This window comes from Mesonia aestuariivivens (genome assembly GCF_019311235.1).
In the GTDB taxonomy this organism is placed as follows: domain Bacteria; phylum Bacteroidota; class Bacteroidia; order Flavobacteriales; family Flavobacteriaceae; genus Mesonia; species Mesonia aestuariivivens.
The window spans coordinates 122339-132971 of the sequence record NZ_JAHWDF010000010.1 but is presented as its reverse complement, the minus strand read 5'-3'; the positions used below and the strand labels follow the sequence as shown (position 1 = coordinate 132971).

Here is a 10633-nt window from a genome sequence, read left to right as displayed (position 1 = left end):
CCAAGTTTGAGGAAAATTCTTTGGGAACCTCTGGTTGCTCTTCAAAATGCAAGTGAAGTATATCTCCCTCTGTTTGATGGCCAGTAAGCTTAAAATGAGTAATTAATAATTCTGGTAATAAAATCTTAAGTAAGTCAATATAGGGCCTCCAATACTTTTAATTTAAGAAAACAAAAATCAACCTATTATTTCAATTCGCACACAACTTTTGAGAATGATCCTAGGTAAGTCTGGAAAATCATTTATAATATATAAATTTAAGTTAGATGTATTACCCCAATTATTTAATATTTTGCAAGGCAATATGTCGATTGTAGGACCTAAACCAGATATCCCAGGGTATTATGATTGTCTTCAAAGTGAAGCTGCTAATCTTCTAAAATTAAAACCTGGATTAACTGGTTACGCCTCTCTTCATTATTTTAATGAAGAAAAAATACTAAATAATGTAAATGATCCAAAGCATTATAATGATCAAGTTATATTTCCGCAAAAAATTCGATTAAATCTATGGTATTTAAATCATATTTCGCTATGCTTAGATTTAAAAATTATTTTAAAAACCTTAATTTTACTTTTCTAGTATAAAGAATATGGAAAAAAATAAAATTTGGCTTTCATCACCACATATGGGAGGTGATGAGATTAATTATATAAATTCTGCATTTAGCGAAAATTGGATAGCCCCTTTAGGTCCTAATGTAAATGGTTTTGAAAGTGACCTAGAAACCTATTTAAATCAATCTAAAAATGTTGCTAGTCTTTCAAGTGGTACTGCAGCTTTGCATTTAAGTTTGGTTATGTTAGGTGTTAAAAGAGATAATTTAGTTATATGTCAAAGCATGACATTTTCTGCTTCTGCAAATCCTATAAAGTATGTAGGAGCAAATCCTGTATTTATTGATAGTGAAACAGAAACTTGGAATATGTGTCCAAAAGCTTTAGAAGAAGCTATTATTAGTTGTATAGATAACGGGCGAAAACCAAAAGCTGTAATTTTAGTTCATTTATATGGTATGCCCGCTAAATTAAATGAAATAAAAGCTATTTGTGATACTCATGATGTTTCATTAATTGAAGATGCAGCCGAAGCCTTAGGTTCTACCTATAAAGGGCAGAAATGTGGAACCTTTAGTTCTTATGGTGTATTGTCATTTAATGGTAATAAAATTATAACGACTAGTGGTGGCGGTGCTCTAGTTTGTAATACTAAGGAAGATCAACAAAAAGCCGTGTTTTATGCTACTCAAGCCCGTGATGCAGCCCCCCATTACCAACATTCAGAAATTGGTTATAATTATAGATTGAGTAATATTTGTGCAGGAATTGGTCGTGGACAAATGAAAGTTTTAGATAAACATATTGCTCTCCGTAGAAAAATGAATCAATTTTATCAGGAGTTATTTAAAGAAATTGAAGGAGTAACTGTTTTTAAAGAACCAAATTCTGATTATTTTTCTAATCATTGGTTGAGTGCAATTTTGGTAGATTCATCTAAAACAAAAAATAACTTAACTAGAGAAGATATCCGTTTAGCTTTTGAAGATGAAAATATAGAATCTAGACCTTTATGGAAACCTATGCATTTACAACCTGTGTTTGAAAATGCTTTATATTTTGGAGGGAGTGTAGCTGAAGATTTATTTAATGAGGGACTTTGTCTACCCTCAGGTTCTAATTTAACCGATGAAGATAGAAGCAGAATACGTAAGGTTATTAATGAATTATTTAAGTAATAAATTATGATTGAAGATATTATAAAAAATAGAAGATCTATTTTTCCTGCTCAATATAATTCAGAAAAAATAGACGATGAAGTTATAAACAAAATATTAGCTACTGCTAACTGGGCGCCTACACACAAAAAAACAGAACCTTGGCGCTTCAAAGTAGTGCGCGAAGAAAAGTTGGAGCATTTAGGTCAGTTTTTAGCAGATAAGTATAAAGAAACTACAGACAAATTTTCAGAATTTAAATATAAAAAGCTTCAAGATAATCCTACAAAGGCTAGTTGCGTAATTGCTATTTGCATGCAACGAGATCCTAAGGAAAGCTTACCAGAATGGGAAGAAATTGCAGCTGTAGCTATGGCAGTACAAAATATGTGGTTAACCGCAAGTCATTTAGGTATTGGTGCCTATTGGTCTTCACCTGGATTAATAAAACATATGGATGAATTTTTCAGCTTAAAAAAGGGAGAGAAATGTTTAGGTTTTTTCTATATGGGTCATCATAATGAAACCAATTTAGAAGCTGAACGTTCTCCTATTGAAAGTAAAGTTGAATGGCTTTAAAATAAGATTGCTTGATGTTTAAAACATAAAAATATAAAAACGCCAAGATATATAAGGGCTACAAAGAACTTCATAAACGTTGAAGCTAGAAAACCCATAAAAGATCCAACTGCAGCTCTAAAAGCAATTTTAGAGCTGCTTTTATTAAATACAAATTCTCCCACAAACGCACCTACAAAAGGTCCAATTAAGAATCCTAGAGGAATAGGTATAAAAATACCTACAACTAATCCTATAGTAGTTCCTATAGCTCCTGCTTTACTTCCGCCATATTTTTTTGTTCCCGCTGCTGGAATTATATAGTCCAAAATAAAAATTAGGATTGCAATAAATAGTGTGACTCCTAATAGCCAATAATTCATTTCCATTCCATCTACAAAATAGAGCATTAATAGACCAACCCAACTAATAGGTGGTCCTGGTAAAATGGGGAGTAAGCTACCTACAATTCCTACGATACACAAAATAAAACCTAACACAATTAAAAATAAATCCATCTCTAAATTTTACAATAAAAATACACTTTTTTAAATTTTAACAACTAACTTGTTAGTTTAAACTAAAAGTTTAGTTATATTTATACTGAAGAACTAAATAATTAGTTAATAAAAATGAAAGAACTAACTAAAGCTGAAGAAGAAATTATGCAATTGCTTTGGCAATTATCAGAAGCTAATGTGGCAACCATAATAGAAGAAATGCCAGAACCAAAACCAGCTTACAATACGGTTTCTACCATTGTAAGAATCTTAGAGAACAAAGGTTTTGTAGGTTTTAGAAAGCAAGGAAGAGGGCACATTTACTATCCGCTTGTAGAAAAAGATAGTTACAGTAAGTTTTCAATGACAAAGTTATTAAATAATTACTTTGACGGTTCTGTAAAAAGTATGCTTTCTTTTTTTGTGAAGAAAAACGATTTAAGCATTCAAGAGTTAGAAGATGTTCTTTCTGAAATTAATAAAAAAGAAAAGTGATGTTGGGATATATTATTCAGTTTAGTGTTTTTTTACTCATCTTCTGGGTGGTTTACGAATTGTTTCTAAAAAAAGAGACCTTCTTCACTTATAACCGATTGTATTTATTGTTTACCCCAATTGCATCTGCTTGCTTGCCTTTTATAAGTTTTAATTTTTTAGAAAGTTATGCGGTAGAAGCACAACATTTAGTGCAATTGCCAGCGGTATTTATTGGAGACCCAATTATAAATGAAACAACAACTCAAGTAACTAAAACAGTTACTTCATCTGCTGGATTTTTAGAAAAGCACGCTTTGTTTATCATTTATATTGTGGGAGCAATCTTTAGTGCTGTAATATTTATAAGAAAAATCTTTCAGTTTCAACAATTCAGAAAAAAAGGGGCTATTTCTTATTTCAAGAATTTAAAATTAATTGAAATCTCCAATAGTAAAATTGCCTGTACATTTTTTAAAACAATTTATATAGGGAACGATTTAGCTGAAAACGAAAAAGCACAGATATTAAAACACGAACAAGTTCATGCGCAACAATATCATAGTTTGGACCTATTGTTTTTTGAGGTTTTAAAAATCGTTTTATGGTTTAATCCTATAGTTTATTTTTATCAAAAACAACTTACAAATTTACATGAATATATAGCAGATGCTGAAGCTACTAAAAATTCAGATAAAAAATCGTATTACGAAAGCTTACTTAATCTAGCTTTTGGAAGCGAACAAATATCATTCATCAATCAATTTTTTAATCATTCATTAATCAAAAAACGAATCGTTATGTTACAAAAATCAAAATCGGCAAGAGCCGCTAAATTCAAATTTTTAATTCTAATTCCATTAATCTTTGCGATGCTTACGTATGTGTCGTGTTCAGATACTACAAATTTAACAGATGGCGAAAATGAAAATATGGAAGTTCTAACTCCGCCAGCACCACCTGCTCCGCCAACACCACCAGAAGGAATATCGAAAAAAGATGCAGAGTTAATCAATCAGCTTGAAACGGAACTAAAACAAATGAGAGAAGATGGAGCGTCTTTTGAAACAATTGCTAAAGCTTATATGACAGAAAGTAATAAGCATATCAAATCTAAAGAAGCATTTTATAGAATGCGTGTATTTTCAGATTGGATATTTAAAAATAACAAAGAGAAAAAAATAGCTGATGGGACTTGGACTGAAGAAGATGAAAAGGGGCACCAAGAGATGAGAGAAAAAGGAGTGAATCAAACTTATGAAGACTATGTAGCTTATAGAAAAACTCAACCGAAAAAAGAGGTGTTTACAAATGATGGAATCCCTTTTGCCTCTATCGAAAAAGTACCTACTTACCCTGGCTGTGAAGGTCTAGAAAACGATGCAACTAAAGCATGTATGAGTGAAAAAATACAAAATTTTGTAGCTGAAAATTTTAATACGACAACGGTAAAACCATATGCTAAAAAAGGCAATAATAGAGTTTATGTACGTTTTGCGATTACTAAAGAGGGAACCATCGATAATATTCAAGCGAGAGCATCTTCACCTGAATTAGCTGAAGAAGGAAAACGTGTGGTAGCGATGTTACCAAAAATGAAACCGGGAAAAAATGACGGAAAACCTGTTAGCGTTGTGTACAGTTTACCAATTATCTTTCAAAAAGATGAATAGAGTTTTAATTATTCTATGTGTTATAACTTTAAAAGCCGGAGCTCAAACTTCGGCTTTTCAACTTGCCGATAGTTTATTTAATGTAGGCGATTATAAAAAAGCTATCGAACTTTATCAAAGTGAAAAAAAATTTCTGCAACACATTATCAAAAAATAGCTTAGGCTTATCAGGCTACGGGTAATCTAGGATTGGCAATTAAAAATTATGAGGAAGCGCTTCAGCAAAATCAAAAATTAGTGATTGTTAAAAACAATTTAGGAAAACTCTATTATCAAAATAGAAACTATTAATTTGCCGATAGTATATTTAAGGAACTCAATGAAAAATACCCAGAGAATCCTAATTTTTATTATTGGTTAGCATTAGCTAAGAAGAAATTAAAAGATTCAACCTCCATAAAAGAATTTGAGGAAGTTTTAAAACTTGATGAATTTCATTAAAAAGCTTTGTATGAAGTTGCAAATTATTATAACCAAAAGAAACAATATGAAAACGTAGAAGAAATAGGTAGAAAGGCCTTAGCTAACTATCCTGAAAATATAAAGATAATAAGTTTATTAGCTAAAAATGCGCTAGTACAAAATAAGTTTTTTTTAGCCAAAAATAGGTTCGAGCAACTCTTAGAATTCAATAAAAAAACGGTATTTGTTCATATAAATTTAGGTAATTGTTATTTCAATTTAAAAGAATATGAAAATGCTTATCAGCAATTTTTAAGAGTACTAGAATTAGATAATACTCATCACAACGCAGGATTATTAGCGGGTAAATGTTTACTCATGTTAGAACGCTACCAAGATGCAGAACAATTATTAAGAACAGCAGTTCTTTTAGTAGATCAAGCTGTAGACGATTATTATATGAGTTACGCGATTAGCTAGCAACAGCAACAAAAATTTAAACTGGCGATTATTAATTTTAAAATAGCTATAGAAGAGAATGAAAAAAATTACCGTGCACATTATGAATTAGCGGTATGTATAGATAATTATTACCAAGATGTAGCTGTCAAAATTAATTATTATAAGTCATTTATAAATAAATTTAAAAATGAGGCTAAGGCAAACTATTACATATTACTTGCTGAAAATCGTATAACAGATTTAAAAAAAGATAGCCATTTAGCCAAAAAATAATATTTATAAGGTTGTTATTAAAATATAGATGAAATTATAAGTATGCTTTAAGAAGAATACTTAATTTTACTCTTATGAAGTATAGTCGTCTTTTAATTTTAATTTTTTGTTTGGGTTGTCAAAATTTTGAGACTCAAAAAATATCTTCTAACCAAATTATTGAAGATGAGTTAAAAGAATTTAATTGGAATGAAGTTGAAGTCTATCCTTCTTTTAAAGAATGTGAGCATTTATCTGAAATTTCACAAAAAAAGGCTTGTTTTGAGCAAGAATTTACCCGAAAAATATATAGATATTTACAACAAAAAAAGGTGATTTTATCAGACTCTATTCAAGAAAAAATGATGCTTTTTGTGTCGATTAATTCTACAGGAAAACCTCATTTAGATTCCTTAAAAACTTCAGCGCTTATAGAAAAAAAACTTCCACAGTTAGAAAGTTGGTTGTTAGAATCTATTCAGCAACTCCCTCAAATTTATCCAGCAAGAAAGCGTGGTATTCCTGTAAAAACCTCCTTTAAATTGCCTTTGGTTATTGCTTCAAAATAAGCAGTTAAATTTATGATCATTTTTTTTAAACGAATGTGTTTTTTTAAACAGAGGTTTTTTATAAAATACAACACAATTTAATGATGAAGAAATAAGGCATAAGTACTCAAACATTTGTTTAGCTTTGTGCTGTAGCCATATTTTGGTAATGAAACTATAACTTAACTTGAAAACAGAAAAAATAATTTTAGGAATTGATCCTGGGACGACTATTATGGGGTTTGGACTCATTAAGGTCGTTGGCAAGCAAATGCATTTTTTACAATTAAATGAATTAATGCTGAAGAAATACGACGATCATTACGTAAAATTAAAATTAATATTTGAACGTACCATAGAATTAATAGAAGCTCATCACCCAGATGAAATTGCTATTGAAGCGCCTTTTTTTGGTAAAAATGTGCAATCTATGTTGAAGTTAGGTAGAGCACAAGGTGTTGCGATGGCGGCAGGTTTAAGTAGAGAAATACCAGTGACCGAATATTCCCCTAAAAAAATTAAAATGGCAATTACTGGTAACGGAAATGCCAGTAAAGAGCAAGTCGCAAGAATGCTTCAGAGTACACTAAAATTAAAAAGCTTACCCAAAAACTTAGATTCTACAGATGGGTTGGCGGCTGCGGTATGCCATTTCTATAATTCTAGTAAGGTAGAAACAGGAAAAAGCTATTCAGGCTGGGCTTCATTTGTAAGCAAAAACCCAGATAAAATTAAGTAGTATTGTTAAAGATTTATGAATAACATCTAGTCTTTTTCTTACATGAATTACCTTCATACAAAAATAAAATAATGAACACCAATAGACTTTCAATACCAATTGAAAAGATTTTAAATCATCAAGTAAAAAAAGAAGCAACAGCTTCTCAAATTTACCTATCTTTAGGTGCTTGGGCAGATAGTGAAGGCTACGCAGGAATGGCTGATTTTCTATTTCGCCATGCACAAGAAGAGCGTAACCATATGATAAAGGTGATGGATTATATTATGGAGCGTGGCGGTAGAGTAAAAATTACCGGAATAGATGATCCTGTGAAAGATCCTGAAAATTTGCAAGAATGTTTAGAGTTAGTTTTTACACATGAAGTAGATAATACGAAGGCGATTTATGATATTGTGAATTTATCCCAAGAAGAAAAAGATTGGGCCACTTGGAATTTTGCTCAATGGTTTGTAAAAGAACAGATAGAAGAAGAAGCTTTAGTCTTAGACTTACTCGATAAATTAAAAGTTGCCGGAGGTACAAAAGCAACCCCCGAATCTTTATTGTATTTAGATGCGCAATTTAATAAAATGGAAGACGAGGTTACTTTAGCCCGAGAAGCTTCCGGAGATAAACCCCAGTAAATAATGAAAAAAATAATTTTGTTGTGTCTACTATTTCCTCTTGCAATGGTAGCACAAAAAGAAAAAAGTATGGAACAAACAATTTATCAATTTCAAGTTGAAGATATTGAAGGTAATTCATTCGATTTGAATTCACTAAAAGGTGAAAAAGTTATGATTGTCAATACTGCTAGTAAATGTGGGTTAACTCCCCAATACGAGCAGTTAGAGGAATTGTATAAAAAATATAAAGACGAAAATTTTGTAATTATTGGTTTTCCTGCTAATAATTTTGCAAGTCAAGAGCCAGGGAGTGATAAAGAAATAGCTCAGTTTTGTGAACGTAATTACGGAGTTACTTTCCCTATGATGAGTAAGATTTCTGTTAAAGGTGAAGATATGCATGAGTTGTATCAGTTTTTAACTCAAAAATCTAAAAACGGATATGCAGATTCTGAAGTTTCTTGGAACTTTCAGAAATACTTAATCAACGAAGAAGGAAAGTTAGTAGAAGTTATAGATCCTAGAACTTTGCCTACAGATGAAAAAATCATAAAGTGGATTGAAGAATAATTTTTAAATTCATTTAGAGCCGCATTTTTAGTTGACTATCATTACCAAATTATAATAAAAAATCCCGAATAAAATATTCGGGATTTTTTATTAATAAAGCTTAATTAATCAACCCAGCACGCTTTAATAATGCTTCAGGGTTAGGTTCTTTTCCGCGGAAACGTTTATACAAAACCATCGGGTCTTCAGTGCCTCCTTTGCTTAAAATATTGTTTTTAAATTTATCGGCAACACTCTTGTTGAAAATTCCTTCTTCTTGAAAATAGGCGAAGGCATCTGCATCTAATACTTCTGCCCATTTATAAGAATAATAACCCGCAGAATAACCACCTTGAAATATATGAGAAAAAGAAGTACTCATACAATTTTCAGCTACATCAGGATACAGTTTGGTGGCTTCAAAAGCTTTTAATTCATTTGCTTTTACATCATGAATTGTGGAAGGATCAACGGCGTGCCAGGCCATATCTAACATTCCAAAACTTAGTTGGCGAACGGTTTGCATTCCTTCATGAAAATTGGCCGACTTTTTGATTTTCTCGATCATTTCCATAGGAATTACTTCATCGGTTTCATAATGGCGAGCGAACAATTCTAAAGCTTCTGGTTCGTAACACCAGTTTTCTAACATCTGGCTAGGAAGTTCAACAAAATCCCAATAGACCGAAGCTCCTGATAAACTTGGGTAGGTAGAGTTAGCTAACATGCCGTGTAAAGCGTGACCAAACTCATGAAATAAAGTTGTTACTTCATTAAAAGTTAGCAAGGATGGTTTTTTAGAAGTTGGTCGGGTAAAATTACAAACGTTAGAAACATGTGGACGTTCATTTTTGCCGTCTTTCACTTTTTGATCTTTATACATCGTCATCCAAGCACCATTTCTTTTTCCTTCACGGGGATGAAAATCGGCATAAAAAAGCGCTAGAAAGTTATGATCGCCATCATAAACTTCGTAAGTTTTTACTTCTTCGTGGTATTTATCAATATCAAAAACCTCTTTAAAATGAATATCATAAAGTTTTTTTGCAACTGTAAAGACTCCATGAATCACATTATCGAGTTTAAAATAAGGTTTCAGTTGTTCATCGTCTAATTGAAAACGCTTTTGCTTTAATTTTTCAGCATAATAAGCACTGTCCCATTTCTCTAAATGATCGATACCATCCAATTCTTTGGCGAATTGCTCTAACTCATCAAATTCTTGCTGAGCTGCCGGTTTTGCTTTTTCGAGCATTTCATTTAAAAACTCATTGACTTTCTCAGGACTTTTTGCCATTCGCTCTTCCAAAATGAAATGTGCGTGCGTTTTAAATCCTAATAAATTGGCACGTTGATGACGAAGTTTAGCAATTTTAAGTACGTTTTCCTGATTGTCATATTTATCATTTTGAAAACCTTTAGCGCCAAATGCAATCGACAATTTTTTACGCAGTTCGCGATTTTCAGCATATTTCATAAACGGAATATAACTCGGGTATTGAAGCGTAAAAATATAACCTTCTTTTCCTTTAACTTTTGCAAGTTGATTAGCGGTTTCTAGTTCACTTTCCGGTAAACCTTTGAGTTCATTTTCGTCGGTTATGTGAAGCTCATAGCGATTGGTTTCTGCCAACACGTTTTCTCCAAATGAAAGCGAAAGCTTCGATAACTCTTTGTCAATTTCACGAAGTTGTTCTTTTTTATCTTCCGGTAGATTGGCTCCGTTTCGGGTAAAACTTTTATAGTGTTTATCGAGTAAAGTTTTTTGTTCTACAGTAAGATCTAAGCTTTCTTTTTGCTCATAAACGGTTTTTACTCGTTTAAATAATTCTTCGTTTAACGTGAGGTCATTGCTAAATTCACTTAACCAAGGCGAAACTTCTTGCGCAATTTTCTGAATTTCTTCATTGGTTTCCGCCGAATTTAAATTGAAAAATATACTGGAAACCCTGCTTAAAGTTTCGCCTGCAAATTCTAATGCTTCTAAGGTATTTTCAAAAGTTGGTGCTTCTTCATTAGCTGTAATCGCATCAATTTCTGCTTTGGCTTTTTGGATGGCTTCTTGAAAGGCCGGTTTAAAATGTTCATTTTTTATTTTAGAAAAAGGAGCGGCATTAAACGGCTCCAATAAAGGATTTTCCTGACTCATAGAT

Annotated in this window: 13 protein-coding genes and 1 pseudogene; 12 read left to right on the top strand and 2 right to left on the bottom strand. The window is 31.8% G+C overall.

All coding sequences use genetic code 11. The features are described from left to right. The first annotated feature begins 214 nt into the window (after window positions 1-214). The 3 genes from KW502_RS10640 to KW502_RS10630 are packed head-to-tail and all read left to right on the top strand — an operon-like array spanning window position 215 to window position 2294. Complete coding sequence (locus tag KW502_RS10640; protein WP_219040534.1) at window positions 215-583, top strand: sugar transferase; 369 nt, start codon at window positions 215-217, stop codon at window positions 581-583. 10 nt (window positions 584-593) lie between these two features. Next, window positions 594-1736 carry a DegT/DnrJ/EryC1/StrS family aminotransferase gene (locus tag KW502_RS10635; RefSeq protein ID WP_219040533.1) on the top strand — a complete coding sequence of 381 codons (1143 nt, stop codon included), beginning with the start codon at window positions 594-596 and terminating at the stop codon, window positions 1734-1736. A 6-nt stretch (window positions 1737-1742) separates the two neighbouring features. Then, window positions 1743-2294 carry a nitroreductase family protein gene (locus tag KW502_RS10630; RefSeq protein ID WP_219040532.1) on the top strand — a complete coding sequence of 184 codons (552 nt, stop codon included), beginning with the start codon at window positions 1743-1745 and terminating at the stop codon, window positions 2292-2294. Here KW502_RS10630 and KW502_RS10625 read toward each other — a convergent pair. Beyond that, complete coding sequence (locus tag KW502_RS10625) at window positions 2291-2791, bottom strand: DUF456 domain-containing protein (protein ID WP_219040531.1); 501 nt, start codon at window positions 2789-2791, stop codon at window positions 2291-2293. The two genes, KW502_RS10630 and KW502_RS10625, sit on opposite strands and share 4 nt — an antisense overlap. 114 nt (window positions 2792-2905) lie before the next feature. Here KW502_RS10625 and KW502_RS10620 point away from each other — a divergent pair, with 114 nt between their 5' ends. The 9 genes and pseudogenes from KW502_RS10620 to KW502_RS10580 all read left to right on the top strand — a co-directional run bounded on the left by KW502_RS10620 (window position 2906) and on the right by KW502_RS10580 (window position 8501). After that, window positions 2906-3268 (top strand): BlaI/MecI/CopY family transcriptional regulator, encoded by a 363-nt coding sequence (locus KW502_RS10620; RefSeq protein ID WP_219040530.1) that lies wholly within the window; start codon window positions 2906-2908, stop codon window positions 3266-3268. Then, on the top strand, window positions 3268-4920 hold the full coding sequence (locus KW502_RS10615) for a M56 family metallopeptidase (RefSeq protein ID WP_219040529.1): 1653 nt from the start codon (window positions 3268-3270) through the stop codon (window positions 4918-4920). Before KW502_RS10620 ends, KW502_RS10615 begins: the two co-directional genes overlap by 1 nt. Continuing rightward, window positions 4913-5077, top strand: a complete 165-nt coding sequence (locus KW502_RS10610; protein WP_219040528.1) for a hypothetical protein — start codon at window positions 4913-4915, stop codon at window positions 5075-5077. The genes KW502_RS10615 and KW502_RS10610 overlap by 8 nt, the downstream gene beginning before the upstream one ends. Window positions 5078-5097: 20 nt before the next feature. Then, window positions 5098-5211, top strand: a pseudogene (locus tag KW502_RS15635) (tetratricopeptide repeat protein); the annotation flags it as partial. Window positions 5212-5367: 156 nt separating this feature from the next. Further along, window positions 5368-5802, top strand: a complete 435-nt coding sequence (locus KW502_RS10600) for a tetratricopeptide repeat protein (protein WP_219040526.1) — start codon at window positions 5368-5370, stop codon at window positions 5800-5802. Between the two features lie 329 nt (window positions 5803-6131). Further along, window positions 6132-6605 (top strand): hypothetical protein, encoded by a 474-nt coding sequence (locus tag KW502_RS10595; RefSeq protein WP_219040525.1) that lies wholly within the window; start codon window positions 6132-6134, stop codon window positions 6603-6605. A gap of 166 nt (window positions 6606-6771) precedes the next feature. Beyond that, window positions 6772-7323, top strand: coding sequence for a crossover junction endodeoxyribonuclease RuvC (gene ruvC, locus KW502_RS10590; RefSeq protein ID WP_219040524.1), 552 nt, complete (start codon window positions 6772-6774; stop codon window positions 7321-7323). A 71-nt stretch (window positions 7324-7394) separates the two neighbouring features. Next, window positions 7395-7949 carry a ferritin gene (locus KW502_RS10585; protein WP_219040523.1) on the top strand — a complete coding sequence of 185 codons (555 nt, stop codon included), beginning with the start codon at window positions 7395-7397 and terminating at the stop codon, window positions 7947-7949. A 3-nt stretch (window positions 7950-7952) separates the two neighbouring features. Then, window positions 7953-8501 carry a glutathione peroxidase gene (locus tag KW502_RS10580; protein WP_219040522.1) on the top strand — a complete coding sequence of 183 codons (549 nt, stop codon included), beginning with the start codon at window positions 7953-7955 and terminating at the stop codon, window positions 8499-8501. A gap of 100 nt (window positions 8502-8601) precedes the next feature. Here KW502_RS10580 and KW502_RS10575 read toward each other — a convergent pair whose 3' ends face one another. Beyond that, window positions 8602-10629 carry a M3 family metallopeptidase gene (locus KW502_RS10575; RefSeq protein WP_219040521.1) on the bottom strand — a complete coding sequence of 676 codons (2028 nt, stop codon included), beginning with the start codon at window positions 10627-10629 and terminating at the stop codon, window positions 8602-8604. Window positions 10630-10633 lie beyond the last annotated feature (4 nt).

What these genes read in the sequence shown, in the direction of transcription:
- KW502_RS10595 (WP_219040525.1), top strand. Translation starts at nt 6,132, where the DNA reads ATGAAGTATAGTCGTCTTTTAATTTTAATTTTTTGTTTGGGTTGTCAA.
- KW502_RS10580 (WP_219040522.1), top strand. Translation starts at nt 7,953, where the DNA reads ATGAAAAAAATAATTTTGTTGTGTCTACTATTTCCTCTTGCAATGGTA.
- KW502_RS10575 (WP_219040521.1), bottom strand. Translation starts at nt 10,629, where the DNA reads ATGAGTCAGGAAAATCCTTTATTGGAGCCGTTTAATGCCGCTCCTTTT.
- KW502_RS10585 (WP_219040523.1), top strand. Translation starts at nt 7,395, where the DNA reads ATGAACACCAATAGACTTTCAATACCAATTGAAAAGATTTTAAATCAT.
- KW502_RS10635 (WP_219040533.1), top strand. Translation starts at nt 594, where the DNA reads ATGGAAAAAAATAAAATTTGGCTTTCATCACCACATATGGGAGGTGAT.
- KW502_RS10615 (WP_219040529.1), top strand. Translation starts at nt 3,268, where the DNA reads ATGTTGGGATATATTATTCAGTTTAGTGTTTTTTTACTCATCTTCTGG.
- KW502_RS10625 (WP_219040531.1), bottom strand. Translation starts at nt 2,791, where the DNA reads ATGGATTTATTTTTAATTGTGTTAGGTTTTATTTTGTGTATCGTAGGA.
- KW502_RS10630 (WP_219040532.1), top strand. Translation starts at nt 1,743, where the DNA reads ATGATTGAAGATATTATAAAAAATAGAAGATCTATTTTTCCTGCTCAA.
- KW502_RS10620 (WP_219040530.1), top strand. Translation starts at nt 2,906, where the DNA reads ATGAAAGAACTAACTAAAGCTGAAGAAGAAATTATGCAATTGCTTTGG.
- KW502_RS10610 (WP_219040528.1), top strand. Translation starts at nt 4,913, where the DNA reads ATGAATAGAGTTTTAATTATTCTATGTGTTATAACTTTAAAAGCCGGA.
- KW502_RS10640 (WP_219040534.1), top strand. Translation starts at nt 215, where the DNA reads ATGATCCTAGGTAAGTCTGGAAAATCATTTATAATATATAAATTTAAG.